Consider the following 14,613-nt stretch of genomic DNA (forward strand, 5'->3'; position numbering starts at 1 on the left):
GGCTCACCGATCAGTGAGCCCCCGGGATCAGCGCGGCGCACGGATCCGCGGGGCCCGGGATCAGCCGGAATCACCGATCAGTGAGCCCCCGGGTCAGCGGGGCTCACGGATCAGCGGGGCGCCGACGGTGGCCGGCCCGCCGTCCCGGTCGGCACCTCTCCGACGCTCTCCCCGCTCGCCGTGACGCCCGCCGTGACGCCCGCCGCACGGGCGATATTGCGGGCCATCCCGCCGAAGACGATCGCGTGGAACGGCGACACGCTCCACCAGTAGGCGTGCCCCAGCAGCCCCCGCGGGTGGAACAGGGCGCGCTGCCGGTACCGGGTCCGCCCCTGTCCGTCGTCGTCCACAGACATCTCCAGCCAGGCCAGCCCCGGCAGCCGCATCTCCGCCCGGAGCCGCAGCAGCCGCCCGGGGTCGATCTCCTCCACCCGCCAGAAGTCCAGCGAGTCCCCCACCCGCAGGCGTTGGGCGTCGCGCCGGCCGCGCCGGAGACCCACACCGCCGACGAACCGGTCCAGCCACCCCCGTACCGCCCAGGCCAGCGGGAAGGAGTACCAGCCGTTCTCACCGCCGATGCCCTCGATCACCCGCCACAGGGCGGCGGGTGAGGCGTCGACGACCAGCTCCCTCCGGTCGGCGTAGAGACTCCCGCCCGCCCAGTCCGGGTCCGTCGGCAGGGGATCGCTGGGCGCGCCCGGCGGCGAGGCCGACGACCAGCGCGTGGTGACTTGCGCGTCGCCGACCCGCTGGAGCGCCAGCCGCAGGGCGGCCCGGAAGGCGAGCGGCCGGCCGGGCAGATCGGGGACGTACCGCGCGATGTCGTGCTCGGCGCAGACGACCTCGTACCGCAATGACTCGGTGAGCGGCCGGGCGATCGAGTGGGGTACGGGAGTGATCAGTCCGACCCAGTGGCTCGACAGCCGGGGCGTGAGCACCGGGACCGGCACGATCAGTCGCTTGCGCAGCCCGGCGATGTCCGCGTAGCCGACCATCATGTCCCGGTAGGTGATGACATCCGGACCGCCGATGTCGAAGGCGCGGTTCACGTCCTGCGGCATCCGGGCCGAGCCGACGAGATAGCGCAGGACGTCCCTTACGCCGATCGGCTGAATCCGGGTCCGCACCCAGCTCGGTGTCACCATCACCGGGAGTCGTTCGGTGAGGTAGCGCAGCATTTCGAAGGAGGCCGAACCGGAACCGATGATCACGGCGGCACGCAGGACCGTGGTGGGGACGGCGGAGTCCAGGAGGATCTGGCCGACCTCGGCCCGGGAGCGCAGATGCGGGGAGAGCCGCTCGCGGGGGACGTCCGACGGTGTGAGACCGCCGAGGTAGACGATCCGGCGCACCCCGGCCGCCTGTGCCTGTTCGGCGAAGACCCGGGCTGCGCGGCGGTCGGTCTCCTCGAAGCGTGATCCGGTGCCCAGGGCGTGGACCAGGTAGTAGGCGACATCGATGTCCCGCATCGCGGCTCGGACGGAGTCCGCGTCCAGGACATCGCCCTTGACCTGCTCCACCTCTCCCGACCACGGTAGATCGCGGAGCTTCTCCGGGGAGCGGGCGAGACAGCGCACCGGGTGACCCGCCGCGAGCAGTTCGGGCACCAGCCGGCCGCCGATGTATCCGGTGGCGCCGGTGACCAGACAGCGCGGGGGGCTCGGGTCACCGTCGTACGCCGACAGATCGTCGGGGGCGGCCACCTTCTCCACCCCCGCTCCAGCCGCCGCTCCGGTCTCGGCGTCGGCGGCGGGGCCGGGGGCGGTCGCCGGTCCGTCGGACGCTCCGGCCGGCGATCCCCCGGACGGTCGGCCCGACCGCTCGCCCGCGGGCGGGTCGCCCGCTGACCGGTCCCCCGCGGATGAGCCACCCGCGGATCCGTCACCCGTCGGTCCGCCCGTCGTCATGGCCGCCTCCTTCTCGCCCGGTCTCGCCACCCGGAGCTGCTTCCGGTGTCTCTTCCGGTGTCTCTTCTTCTGCCCAGCTCGGCCTCTCCGTCCCAGCTTGGCGTCGAGTGCGACCGGCCGCCTCCCGCGGCACCGTCCGTCCGGGCGGGGGCACCTCCGTCAGCCGCGCTCCGGCCCGGTGGCGACCGGGCGCGAGGAGTCCCGCGACCACTCCGACCATGAGCCCGCGTACAGCGCCGGGGTGAACCCCGCCAGCTCCAGGGCGATGGCCTGCTGCGCGGCGGAGACCCCCGAACCGCAGTAGACGCCGACCACCCCGCTGCCGTCACCGGCGCCCAGCGCGGCGAACCGGGCCGCCAGCCGCTCGGGCGGCAGGAAGCGCCCGGACTGATCGAGGTTCTCTGTCGTCGGCGCCGACACGGCCCCCGGAATATGACCGGCCACGGCGTCGATCGGCTCGACCTCGCCCCGGTACCGGTCGGCCGCCCGCGCGTCCAGCAGCAGCCCCGAACGTGCCAGGTCGGCGGCGGTGTCGGCGGTCAGCAGCGGCAGTGCGCCCGGCACGGGCTTGAAATCACCCTCTTCAGGCGCGGGCGTGGCGGTCTCCAGCGGGCCGGTCCAGGCCGCGAACCCACCGTCGAGGACCCGTACGTCCCGGTGGCCCGTCCAGCGCAGCAGCCACCAGGCCCGTGCCGCGCCCCAACCCTGGGCCGCGTCGTACACCACTACCGGCGTGCCCGCCGACACCCCGGCCCGGCGCATCGCCGCGCCGAATACCTCCGGGTCCGGCAGCGGATGACGGCCGCCGGACCCCGGTGGGGCAGCGAGTTCCGCGTCCAGGTCGACGAAGACGGCTCCGGGCAGATGGCCGGCGTCGTACTCCGGCCGGCCGTGCGGGCCACCGAGCCGGTAGCGGACATCGAGAAGAATCGGCGGGTGCGGCCCGGCCAGTGCGTCCGCGAGGCCGTTCGCGGAGATGATGGGGTTCATAAAGGTCATCTTTGCGCGGCGACCACGCGTTCCATAATGTCGCCATATCGGAATCAACATGACAACCGAGGCATTTCCCCAACGGGAACCCGCCAATTACGGCGCGGCCGGGGCGCACTGAAGCCCGGGGGATGGAAGCATTCGCACGGGGCGTAGAGCCTTCCGCACACGGCACGCCCCGTCCCCCCGGTACGACCACCACGATGGTCCGAGGAGAGAGTGACGATGACCGAGGCGACTCGGCACACACCCGGCACACCCTGTTGGGTGAGCTTGATGGTGCACGGCCTTGACGCGACCCAGGCTTTCTACGGCGAACTGTTCGGATGGGAGTTCTCACCCGGGCCACAGCAACTCGGCCCCTATGTCCGTGCCCTGCTCGACGGGAAGGAGGTGGCGGGCATCGGCCGGCTGCCGGCCGACCGGGACCTACCGATCGCGTGGACGCCCTATTTGGCCACCGATGACGCCGACGCCACCGCGGAGTCGGTCAGATGCAGCGGCGGCACCGTGGGCGTGGGGCCGCTGGACGCCGCGGACGCGGGCCGGATGGCGATCGTGACCGACCCGGCGGGCGCCGTGTTCGGTCTGTGGCAGCCCTCCGCCCACAGCGGTATCGCGGTGCGCGGCACGCCCGGCACCCCGGTCTGGCACGAGCTACTGACGACCGGGACCGCGACGGTCGGCAAGTTCTACGAGACGGTCTTCGGCTTCACGCCGGAGCCAGCCGACCCCGACGCCGGTCCGGACCCCGACCATGTGATCCTGCGCCTGGAAGACCGGCCGGTCGCCGCGCTGCGCGGGTTCGGCCGGTCGCTGCCCCGCGACCGCGGCACGTACTGGATGACCTTCTTCGAGGTCGAGGACCCCGACGGGGTGGCGGTACGCCTGACCGAGCTGGGCGGACGGGTGCTGAAGCCGCCCCAGGAGAGCCCCCAGGGTCGTATCGCGGTGGTCACCGACCCGGAGGGGGCGATCTTCACCGTCGTCCGGTCTCCCGGGTAGCCCGTCCCGGCCCCGATTCCGGCACCGCCGCCGGAAGGCAGGTCGATCCGGGCCTCCACCGGAACCACCGCCGCACGGGTCCAGGGTTCGACCGGGCGATGCCCGTACCAGTGGTGTGACCGGCGAGGACAAAGGCGTCCTGGCCGTACCGCCGTCCCGGGCACCCGACCCGCGACCGCGAACCGCCCACCTTGCCGAAGGCCCGGCAAGCATCACGGCCCGCCACGCCCCGCCCGACGGCCCACCGATCCGACGGAACGGCCCGCGCCACGCCCCGCCCGACGGCCCGACAGTGAAACTCACCCGCCGCCCCGACGGAGCCGCCATCCCACCGCCCCACCGACCCGCGGGTCAGGAGGGAGTCACCGGCAGCACGTCCGGCGAGAGGACGCCCGCACGCGCGACAGCGCTGGTCACCCTGCGCTGATGATGGCGCCGGCAGAGCACCTCGTAACCGACCTCACCCGCCAGCCGGTTCACATCCCCGACGACGACCTGCTCACCCTCGACCACCATCTCGTCGCCCACCGTCCGGGCGTTGTGCGTGGCGCGGGCACCGCACCAACAGAGGGCCTCGACCTGAAGCGCCTCTATCCGGTCGGCCAGCTCGATCAGCCGCTGTGAGCCGGGGAACAGCTTGGTACGGAAGTCCGTGGTGATGCCGAAGGCGAAGACGTCAAGACCCAGCTCGTCCACGATCCGCGCGAGCTGGTCGATCTGCTCCGGAGCGAGGAACTGCGCCTCGTCCGCGATCACATAGTCCGCCCGGCCGCCGCGCGAGAGGTGGTCGACCACATACGCGTACAGGTCCATGCCCTCGCGGGCCTCGACCGCGTCGGTGACCAGGCCCAGCCGAGACGAGAGCTTGCCCTCGCCCGCCCGGTCGTCCCGGGTGAAGATCAGACCCGCGAGGCCGCGCGCCGAACGGTTGTGTCCGATCTGGAGGGCCAGAGTGCTCTTCCCGCAGTCCATGGTCCCGGAGAAGAATGCCAGTTCGGACATGGGAGGTTGAGGACCTTTCGGCATCTGGTTCGGGGAACTACGGGATCGTACGGGATCCACGCGGAGACGAGGACGGCGGGCGGCGGAACGAGAAGAACGCCTAGGGACGCGCTTCCCGGGAGCTGACTCTGGGAACTGATCTCTGGGAGCGGACCTCTAGGTGCGGACCTCGATCAGCGGCACGAGCTGCTCGACCGGGGTCATGGAGCCGTGCATCCCGACCATCGCCGATTCGTTCGGCTCCCGGACGGAGGCCGTGATCACCACATCGTCGCAGGCCGCGGCGACCACATCGCCGATACGGCCGAGCACCCGCTCGTCCACCGACGGGCCGAACCAACCCGCCGCGACGGCTTCCGCACGGCTCGCCACCCAGAAGCGGTCGCCCAGCACCTCGCGCCAGACGGTGAGCACATCGGCCTCGGCGCCCTCGACCGCGTACACATGGCGGGCCCGGCCCTCGCCGCCCAGGAGGGCGACTCCGGCGCGCAGTTCCCAGTCCTCGTCGAAGTCGATCCGCGACTCCTCGTCGAAGGGGATGTCGATCATGCCGTGGTCGGCGGTCACGTAGAGCGCCGAGCGGGGCGGCAGTTGCTCGGCGAGACGCCGGACCAGCCGGTCGACATACATGAGCTGACCGCGCCAGGCATCGGAGTCGACACCGAAGCGGTGGCCCTTGCCGTCGACCTCGCTGTAGTACGTGTAGACCAGCGAACGGTCACCGGCGGCGAGTTGCGCGGCCGTCAGGTCCATCCGCTCCTCACCGCTGAGCCTGCCGTGGAATCCGCCGCCGCTCAGCGCGACCTTGGTGAGCGGCGTCTGCGCGAAGGCGGGGGACGACACCTGGGCGGTGTGCACCCCGGCGGCGTGGGCGAGCTGGAAGACGGTCGGATACGGCTGCCAGACCCGTGGGTCGGTGTACGGCTTCCACCGAAGCTGGTTCATCAGCGCGCCGGTCGCCGGATCGCGCACGGTGTAGCCGGGCAGTCCGTGGGTGCCCGGCGGCAGTCCCGTACCGACGGAGGCGAGCGAGGTGGCCGTGGTGGCCGGGAAGCCCGCGGTGATGGGCCGGCCGGTGTTGCCGCGCGAGGTGTGGAGCAGGGAGTTGAGGTAGGGGGCCTCGTCGGGATGGTCCTTGATCTGCTGCCAGCCGAGGCCGTCGATCAGGAAGACGCAGTTCCGGTCGGCCGGGGCCAACTCGGCGATCCGGGCGGTGAGGCCCGGCACCCCCTGACCGGCCGCGAGGGTCGGCAGCAGATCGGCGAGCGAGCCGGTGCCGTACTCGGGGACGGGTGCCGTCTCGACGGCGAGGGGTTCGGGGTCGTCCGGCCAGAGGGCCGCCGTCGCGGGCAGCACCATCAGCGGGTGGTGCCGGTGGCCGCGGTCGCCTCGGAGAGTGCCTGGGCGAAGGCGAGGGTCTGCCGGACGGTGTCCGGACCGTCACCCGCCTCGCTGACCCGCAGACTCAGATCGTCGGCGGTGGAGTTGCCGGTGTAGCCGTGGTCGGCCTCGCAGTTGGGGTCACCACAGGCAGCGGGCTCCAGGTCGAGGCGCGCGACCGCGCCCCAGCCGATGGTGAGCACGACCTCGCGGGGCAGGGTGCCGGGGGTGTACGACTCCGGATTGGCGACGACCCGGCTGACGACGACGGAGGAGATCCGGCCGAGCTTGACCGATTCGGTGGAGGTCGTCGCGTACGGCGTCGGGGAGCTGGAGTCGGCGGCCTGCTCGTCAGTGTGGCTGACGATGAAGCGGTTGCCGGTGAGGACGAGGACCGTGACATGACGACGCACCTCGTTGGCGTCGAACGTGGTCTCCTGGTGCACGAGGTACGACGCGATCTGCTCGCCACCGACAGCGGCCTCCACCGCCTCGGCCACGAGAGCCGGGTAGTAGCCGCTGCGCTCGATCGCCGCGCGCAGCCCCTGGGTCGTCGTACCGGTCTTCGCCATACGGTCCATCCTACGGGGCCTCCGGGGCGTCGAGCGCTCAGTCCGGCTCAGTAGCTGGGCAGTCGGCGCGGGCCCAGGTCAGTGAAGGTGGCCGGGGGCGCCAGCCGTACGGACGCGCCGAGCACGGAGAGGCCGTGCTGAGCCACGACGACGGGTTCAAGACTGATTCCCACCACTTCCGGATGGTCGTCGACGAGTCGTGATACCCGCAGGAGCAGCTCTTCGAGGGCGGGAGTGTCCACCGGCGACGAGCCGCGCCAGCCGAAGAGCAGGGGGGCGGTACGGATGGCCCTGATCAGCTCGGCGGCGTCGCGGTCGGTGGCGGGCACGAGCCGGTGGGAGGTGTCGCCGAGCAGCTCGGACGCGGCTCCGGCGAGCCCGAAGGAGAGCACGGCGCCGACGGCGGGATCGATGACGGCGCGGACGACGGTGTCGACGCCCCGGGGCGCCATGGCCTGGACGACGGGCTGGAGCTCCAGGGGTTTGCCGAGGAGGTCGGTCAGCTCGGTGTACGCCTGCCGGAGCTGCGCCTCGTCCGCGAGGTCGAGCCGGACGCCTCCGAGGTCGGCGCGGTGGCGCAGATGGGGGGCGGTGGTCTTGAGGGCCACCGGGTATCCGAGCAGGCCGGCCGCGTGCACGGCGGCTTCGGGGTCCGGCGCGGGGAGGGTGGGCCGCACCAGGATCCCGTAGCGGGCGAGCAGCTCAAGGGCGTCGGCGGCGGGGAGGGTGCCACCGCCGCCACTGCCGAGCAGCCGCTCGATCTGGGCGGCGGCGCCGTTCTCGTCGATGTCGTCGTACTCGGGCACCCGGCCGGGTTCGGCGGCGTGCCGACGCCACTGGGCGTACGAGACGGCCTGGGAGAGCGCCCGGACGGCCCGCTCGGCGGCGGGGTAGGTGGGGATACGACGGCTGCCGGGGGCTGCCGGGGGCGCCTCGGCCCCGCCGGGGGTGGCGGCGGCGGGGGCGCCGGAGCGGCCGGCGGACGAAGGGGCGGTGGACGAAGGGCCGGCGGGCGAAGGGGCGGTGCCGCCGGTGCTGGAGTCGGGGGCCGTGCCGAGGCCGGGGGGCTGGTGTGGGCGTTCGGGAGCGGCCGGGGCGCGGCGGGCCGCCGCCTCCGCCTGCGTTCCCGCCTTCACTCCCGGCACCGCTGGCTTCGCCGCCGGCTTCACGGCCGCGAGCGCGCTCGCCAGTCCGCCCAGTTCCACATGGACCACCGCCACCGGCTTCGCCGGGGACCCCGCGGCCGCCTCCCGCAGCGCCGCCGCCAGGACCTCGCCGTCGCCCGACTCCGTGGCACCGTTCTCCCCCACCCAGGGAATCGCGGTCACCACCACCGCGTCGCAGCCGTCATCGGCCAGCGCCCGGCCGAGCGCGTTCCGGAAGTCGGCCGGGGTCGCCTCCGTCGTCAGATCGAGCGGGGGCAGTGGGCGCAGCCCCTCCGCCAGACACGCGTCGTACGTCAGCAGCCCGAGCGATTCGGAGTTGCCGAGGATCGCCACCCGGCCCCCCGCCGGCAGCGGCTGTCCGGCCAGCAACAGTCCGGCGTCGATCAGCTCCGTGACCGTGTCGACACGGATCACGCCGGCCTGGCGCAGCAGCGCGCCCACCGCCGCGTCCGGGATCCGGGTGACCGGTACCGCGTGCCCCGGGGGCTCGCTCCCGCTGTGGCGCGCCCCCTTCACCACCACGACGGGCTTCACCGCCGCCGTGCGCCGGGCCAGCCTGCTGAACTTGCGGGGGTTCCCGATCGACTCCAGATAGAGCAGGGCGACGTCCGTGTCCGGGTCCTCGTACCAGTACTGGAGGAAGTCGTTGCCGGAGACGTCCGCGCGGTTCCCGGAGGAGATGAACGTCGACAGGCCGGCTCCGCGCCGGTGCAGTCCCGACAGCAGGGCGATGCCGATGGCCCCGGACTGGGTGAAGAGACCGATCCGGCCGGGCTCCGGGGCGTGCGGCGCGAGTGATGCGTTGAGCCGCACCCCCGGGGCCGTACTGATGATCCCGAACGAGTTCGGGCCGATGATCCGCATCCCGTACGAGCGGGCCTGCCGCACCAGTTCCCGCTGGCGCCGCCGGCCGTCCGCACCGCTCTCCGCGTAGCCGGCCGAGATGACGACGAGTCCCCGCACCCCGTGCTCGCCGCAGTCGGCCACGACCTCCGGCACCCGTTCGACGGGCACGGCGACGACCGCGAGATCGACCGGCTCGCCCGTCTCCGCGACGATCTCACCGACGGAGCGGAAGGCCGGTACGCCCGCCACCTCGTGCCACTCGTCGCCGAAGGCGCGGTTCACCGCGTAGGCGCGGCCGGTGTATCCCGTGCCGAGGAGGTTGCGGAGCACCGTCCGCCCGACCCCGCCGGGCGCGCGTCCGACGCCGATGACCGCCACCGAGCCGGGCGCCAGCAGCCGCTGGACGGAGCGCGCTTCGGCGCGCTGTTCCCGGCCGCGCTGGACGGCGAGGGACTCGGCGGTGGGTTCGAGATCGAGCGTCAGATGGACCGAGCCGTCCTCGAAGCTGCGCCGCTGGGTGTATCCGGCGTCCCGGAACACCTTGATCATCTTGTTGTTGGCGGGCAGCACCTCGGCCGCGAACCTCCGGATGCCCCGCTCCCGGGCGACCTCCGCGATGTGTTCGAGCAGCGCGGAGGCGATCCCGCGCCCCTGGTGGGCGTCCTGGACGAGGAAGGCGACCTCGGCCTCGTCGGCGGGCGCGCTCGCCGGGTGGCCCCGGCCGTCGATCCGGTCGTAGCGGACGGTCGCGATGAATTCCCCGCCGACGGTGACCGCGAGGCCCACCCGGTCCACGTAGTCGTGGTGGGTGAAACGGTGGACGTCCTTGGCGGAGAGCCGGGGGTAGGGGGCGAAGAAGCGGTAGTACTTCGACTCGTCCGAGACCTGCTCGTAGAAGTTGACGAGCCGTTCGGCGTCCTCGGTGGTGATGGGTCTGACGCGTGCGGTTCCCCCGTCACGCAGCACCACGTCCGCTTCCCAGTGATCGGGGTAGGGATGCTCCGGCTGGGTCCGCATAACGGAAAGCGTACGGCGCGACCGGGCGTCGCGGTGGCCGCCCGGGGCAGGACATCCGGAGGCGGGGCCGGCCGGCCCCGCCTCCGGGGCCGAAGCTCCCCCACCAGGGCGGGCCGAAGGGCCCGTCCGGGCGTCGCACGGCCGGGACCGGGAAACCCCATCGACACCGTCCGCACCGCGTGCCGCCCGCGCACGCGGTGCGAGTGTCGGGGGCCAGGGGTCAGGGGTCCGAAGGTCACTCCGCCGTGCCCCCACCACACCCCGCCCCACTCCCCCGCACCCTGCCGTACCCCCCGACGTGGGGTCGCCCGGTGCCGCACCATGGGAGGTGCCGCACCATGAGAGACTGGTCTAGACAACCAGAAAGTCTTGACCGCTGAGACCCGAGGGGCAACACAATGGCTGAGCGCCGCGTCAACGTCGGCTGGGCCGAGGGCCTGCACGCCCGACCCGCTTCCATCTTCGTCCGTGCCGCGACGGCTTCCGGCGTGCCGGTCACGATCGCCAAGTCCGACGGCAACCCGGTCAACGCCGCCTCGATGCTGGCCGTGCTCGGCCTGGGCGCGCAGGGCGGCGAGGAGATCGTGCTCGCCTCCGACGCGGACGGTGCCGACGCCGCTCTGGACCGACTGGCCAAGCTGGTGGCCGAGGGCCTCAACGAGCTCCCCGAGACGGTCTGACCCACCGCCTCACCCCGGGTCGCCCGGAGCCGCGGAACCCCTGTGGGGAGACCGCGGCTCCGTCGTGTTCCCGGCACACCGCGGCTCCGTCGCGTTCCCGGCCGACCGCGGTGACGGACGGGCACCCCCGCCCGCGGTGACGGTCCCGCACCCGCGCCCGCGGAGACTTCCGACGCACCCGCCGTACGCACCCGATCCGGGGGCACACCGGGAGAACAGGGCGCGGCCGGTGCCCTCGACCGGGGTACCCGCACACCCGCCGACACCCCCGGGCGGACTCGCGCACCTTCGCACCCTCCCAAGGAATTCCGGGCGGGCCGCCACAATATCCCTCAGCGGAATCCGGGCGACGCGAATCGCATCACGGTCGCGCCCGCCCGCCCGTCCGCATTCTGTTGAATTCATCCCGCATTCACGATCGACCCACGAATACCCCCCGCCGAACGGCACACCGTCTTTGTATACGCCGTGACTGTTAATGGCGGGCACTCCTCGTGTTTACGGCATGTTGCGAAACCACCGCCGGGTCGGGAGTGCGCAACCGGTGCGCCCCCATCGTCCGCGCGGCGTGCGCCGCGCTCAGCGCCCGCGCCCGGTCCGCGTCCCCGCGCGCCACCGCGTCCACGATCGCGCCGCGCTCCGCCCAGGACTCAACGGACCCGGCCGACGGCTCCACGACGTACATCCAGGCGATCCGGTGCCGGAGCTGAGTGAGCAGTGCAGTCAGCCCGGGGCTGCCGGAGGCATGTGCGAGGGTCTCCTGGAACCAGCCGCCGAACGCCCGTAGGTCCTCCCCCTGGCCTCGCCGCGCCCGGTCCTGGGCCAGCCGCACCAAGCCCCGCAGCACCTTCAGATGAGCCTCGGTCCGACGCACGGCGGCCCGCGCCGCCCCCAGCGGCTCCAGCAGGGCACGGACCTCCAGCAGGTCGACGGCGTCCTGCTCGGTGGGTTCGGCGACGCAGGCGCCGGCGTGCCTCCGGGTGACGACGAAGCCCTCCGCCTCCAGGGTCCGCAGGGCCTCGCGCACGGGAACCCGGGAGACTCCGTAGCGCCGCGCCAGTTGCTCCTCGGCGAGCCGCTCGCCGCGTCGGAACACACCGGAGACGATGTCGTCGCGGATCGCCGTACTCACCGACTGCGCGGGAATGCGCATGACCGAACCTCCGCTGTAATCCGCGTGAAACGCCGTCACTGGAAACGCATTCGGCGACTCTATGCCAACGGTCGGCGTTTGCCGATAGGGACGGTCACCCATAGCCCCACAGACTCATAGACCCATAGCCCCATAGACAGGGAAGTCCTCTTCCGGCCATGGATACATTCCGGTCGACCTGATCCGACTGATCCGATAAACCTGGCGACCCCGCAGACCCGACAAACCCAACGAACCCAACGAAAGGCCGAGGACCCCGGCGCGGAGCTGCCAGGGTCCTCGGTACGGAGCGGGCGGTGTCGCGCGGGGGCGCGCGGCGGCCGGTGCAGGGCGCGGGTGTCAGACCTTCACGCCGTGGGCGCGCAGATAGGAGACCGGATTGATGTCCGTCCCGTACTCGGCGCCGGTACGGGCCTCGAAGTGCAGATGCGGTCCGGTGGAGTTGCCCGTCGAGCCCGCGAGGCCGATCCGCTCGCCCGGCATGACGCTCTGCCCGACGGCGACGGTGACCGCCGACAGGTGCCCGTACTGCGTGTACGAGCCGTCCTGCATCCGCAGCACGACGTTCTGGCCGTACGCGCCGCCCCAGCCGGCCTCCACGACGGTGCCCGCGCCGACGGCCATCACGGTGGTGCCGGAGGAGGCGTGGAAATCGATGCCGGAGTGGCTACCGGAGGACCAGAGCGAGCCACCGGTGCCGTAGTCGGTGGAGACGCCGGAGCCCGCGACCGGGAGCCGGTAGGCGAGCCGCTCGCGCTCGGCGGCGCGCGCTGCGCGCTCCTTGGCCTCGCGGATCTCCTGGGCGCGGGCCTCGGCCTTGCGCTGGGCCTCGTCCGCGATCCGCTTCGCCCGCGCGACGGCGTCGGCGGCCTCCTGCTTCTGGGCGGCGGCCTGGTCGGCGACCTCGGCGGCGAGGGTCTCCGCGGTGAGGATCTCCTCGGTCAGGATCTGCGTCATCCCGGTGTCCTCGACCCCGGTGGTGCCGGTCTCGGCGGCGAACGCGGGGGACGCGAGGGTTCCGACGACGCCGGTGGTGGCGAGGGTGCAGACACCGGCGATGCTCGCGCTCTTGCGCGTCATACGGCCCGGGGCACGGTGTTTCCCGGTGGAACGGGCGAACGCCATGAAGAGGCTGTTCCTTTCCTTCCTTCTCGCCTACCGGGTTAGCTGACGGGTTCGGAGCAGGAAGGTCTCCTACGGGCCCCTCCGCGTGGTGCGAAGGTGTCCGATTCACCCCAGAGGGACTGGGTCCCCGGTTCCCCGGGCTCACGCCCGTGGGGATTCGGCGATGGCTGTCCGTGCCGCGGTTGCGGCGTACGACCGGCGAACAGCCGCACTGACGCTAAGCGGCACGACTTTCGATCACCAAACACCGGGCCGGTTTTGTTGGACATGCCACAGGCCAGACGGTCAACTAACACCCAAAACGGTCATATGACAGAACCCCGACACCGTCAGGTGCCGGGGTTCCACAGTCCCGTGCCGCCGCGGCGCCAGCGGGGGCGGCGTCAGTCAGCCTGTGACGACCGTCACTTCGCCGATCCCGAGGGCCCTGACCGGCTCCGCGATCTGCGCCGCGTCACCCACCAGCACCGTCACCAACCGGTCCTGCGGGAAGGCGTTGACGACCGCGGCCGTCGCCTCCACGGTGCCCGTCTCGGCCAACCGCTGGTACAGCAGCGCCTGGTAGTCGTCCGGGAGGTGCTGTTCGACCTGGTCGGCCAGCGTGCCCGCGACGGAGGCCGCCGTCTCGTACTTCAGCGGGGCCACCCCCACCAGATTCTGCACGGCGACATCGCGCTCGGGGTCGGTGAGCCCCTCGGCCGCCAGCGTGCGCAGCACCTTCCACAGGTCCTCCAGCGCCGGACCGGTGTTGGGCGTGTCCACCGAACCGCTGATGCCGAGCAGCGCGGCGCCCGACCCGTCGGGCGCGGAACGCAGCACCTGCCCGAAGGCCCGTACGCCGTAGGTGTAGCCCTTCTCCTCCCGCAGCACCCGGTCCAGCCGGGAGGTGAGGGTGCCGCCGAGGCAGTAGGTGCCGAGCACCTGGGCCGCCCACACCCGGTCGTGCCGGTCCGGCCCGATCCGGCCGATCAGCAGCGTGGTCTGCACCGCGCCCGGCCGGTCCACGATGATCACGCGGCCCGTGTCGTCGCCGGTGATCGGCGGTACGGGGCGGGGCGCGGCGGTGTCGCCCGTCCAGGCCCCGAGGGTGTCCGCGAGGACGGCGTCGAGGTCGACCCCGGTGAGATCGCCGACGATCACCGCCGTGGCGGTGGCGGGCCGCACATGGGCGTCGAAGAACGCCCGTACGGCCTTGGAGTCGATCCGGGAGACCGTCTCCTCGGTGCCCTGCCGGGGACGGGAGATCCGCAGCGAGGACGGGAAGAGGTGCTTGTACAGCTCCATGCCCGCGCGGCGGCCGGGGTTGGCCAGCTCGTGGGGGATCTCGTCCAGCCGGTTGCGCACCAGCCGCTCGATCTCGGTGTCGAGGAAGGCGGGCGCGCGCAGCGCCTCGGCGAGCAGCCCCAGCGCCTTGGGCAGCCGGGAGACCGGCACCTCAAGCGAGACCCGCACACCGGGGTGGTCCGCGTGCGAGTCGAGGGTGGCGCCACAGCGCTCCAGCTCGGCCGCGAACTCCTCGGCCGAGCGCTGGTCGGTGCCCTCGGACAGGGCCCGCGACATGATCGTGGCGATTCCGTCGACACCGTCGGGCTCGGCTTCGAGGGGCGCGGCGAGGGAGATCTCGACCGCCACGACCTGCTGGCCGGGACGGTGGCAGCGCAGTACGGTCAGGCCGTTGTCCAGGGTGCCGCGCTCGGGGGCGGGGAACGCCCACGGCCTGGCCTCCCCCGCGGTCGGCTGCGGGTGGAACTGCATCGCGGTCAACGGCTC

The 14,613-nt window shown here is 72.6% G+C and carries 11 protein-coding genes and 1 riboswitch; of the genes, 2 read left to right on the top strand and 9 right to left on the bottom strand.

The annotated features are described in order from the left end of the window. Positions 1-110: 110 nt before the first annotated feature. Both ACH4S7_RS22935 and ACH4S7_RS22940 read right to left on the bottom strand, forming a co-directional pair. A complete protein-coding gene (locus ACH4S7_RS22935; protein WP_398523094.1) occupies positions 111-1,907 on the bottom strand; it encodes an SDR family oxidoreductase in 1,797 nt (598 codons plus the stop codon). A gap of 159 nt (positions 1,908-2,066) precedes the next feature. Continuing rightward, positions 2,067-2,897, bottom strand: a complete 831-nt coding sequence (locus ACH4S7_RS22940; protein ID WP_398523095.1) for a sulfurtransferase — start codon at positions 2,895-2,897, stop codon at positions 2,067-2,069. 225 nt (positions 2,898-3,122) lie between these two features. Between ACH4S7_RS22940 and ACH4S7_RS22945 the strand changes: the two genes are divergently transcribed. Then, positions 3,123-3,902, top strand: a complete 780-nt coding sequence (locus ACH4S7_RS22945) for a VOC family protein (protein ID WP_398523096.1) — start codon at positions 3,123-3,125, stop codon at positions 3,900-3,902. Positions 3,903-4,253: 351 nt separating this feature from the next. Here ACH4S7_RS22945 and ACH4S7_RS22950 read toward each other — a convergent pair whose 3' ends face one another. The 4 genes from ACH4S7_RS22950 to ACH4S7_RS22965 form a co-directional block, all read right to left on the bottom strand. Next, positions 4,254-4,904 (bottom strand): thymidine kinase, encoded by a 651-nt coding sequence (locus ACH4S7_RS22950; protein ID WP_398523097.1) that lies wholly within the window; start codon positions 4,902-4,904, stop codon positions 4,254-4,256. 156 nt (positions 4,905-5,060) lie between these two features. Further along, the gene (locus ACH4S7_RS22955) at positions 5,061-6,263 is read right to left on the bottom strand and encodes an alkaline phosphatase family protein (protein ID WP_398523098.1); all 1,203 of its coding nucleotides are present in this window, start codon (positions 6,261-6,263) and stop codon (positions 5,061-5,063) included. Beyond that, positions 6,263-6,856: a DUF5998 family protein gene (locus tag ACH4S7_RS22960; protein ID WP_398523099.1), complete on the bottom strand. Its 594-nt coding sequence runs from the start codon at positions 6,854-6,856 to the stop codon at positions 6,263-6,265. Before ACH4S7_RS22960 ends, ACH4S7_RS22955 begins: the two co-directional genes overlap by 1 nt. A 47-nt stretch (positions 6,857-6,903) precedes the next feature. After that, positions 6,904-9,885 (bottom strand): GNAT family N-acetyltransferase, encoded by a 2,982-nt coding sequence (locus ACH4S7_RS22965; protein WP_398523100.1) that lies wholly within the window; start codon positions 9,883-9,885, stop codon positions 6,904-6,906. 398 nt (positions 9,886-10,283) lie between these two features. Between ACH4S7_RS22965 and ACH4S7_RS22970 the strand changes: the two genes are divergently transcribed. After that, positions 10,284-10,565: an HPr family phosphocarrier protein gene (locus tag ACH4S7_RS22970; RefSeq protein ID WP_398523101.1), complete on the top strand. Its 282-nt coding sequence runs from the start codon at positions 10,284-10,286 to the stop codon at positions 10,563-10,565. Positions 10,566-11,040: 475 nt separating this feature from the next. On the opposite strand, the gene ACH4S7_RS22975 is transcribed toward ACH4S7_RS22970, so the two are convergent. The 3 genes from ACH4S7_RS22975 to ACH4S7_RS22985 all read right to left on the bottom strand — a co-directional run bounded on the left by ACH4S7_RS22975 (position 11,041) and on the right by ACH4S7_RS22985 (position 14,598). Beyond that, positions 11,041-11,718: a GntR family transcriptional regulator gene (locus ACH4S7_RS22975; protein ID WP_398523102.1), complete on the bottom strand. Its 678-nt coding sequence runs from the start codon at positions 11,716-11,718 to the stop codon at positions 11,041-11,043. A gap of 339 nt (positions 11,719-12,057) precedes the next feature. Then, entirely contained in the window at positions 12,058-12,843 is a 786-nt protein-coding gene (locus ACH4S7_RS22980) for a M23 family metallopeptidase (RefSeq protein WP_398523103.1), read from the bottom strand. Positions 12,844-12,855: 12 nt separating this feature from the next. Beyond that, positions 12,856-13,016: riboswitch (cyclic di-AMP (ydaO/yuaA leader) on the bottom strand. Positions 13,017-13,230: 214 nt separating this feature from the next. Beyond that, entirely contained in the window at positions 13,231-14,598 is a 1,368-nt protein-coding gene (locus tag ACH4S7_RS22985; protein WP_398523188.1) for a M16 family metallopeptidase, read from the bottom strand. Positions 14,599-14,613 lie beyond the last annotated feature (15 nt).

Origin of the sequence: Streptomyces sp. NPDC020965, assembly GCF_044333555.1 — a bacterium.
Taxonomy (GTDB): Bacteria; Actinomycetota; Actinomycetes; order Streptomycetales; family Streptomycetaceae; genus Streptomyces.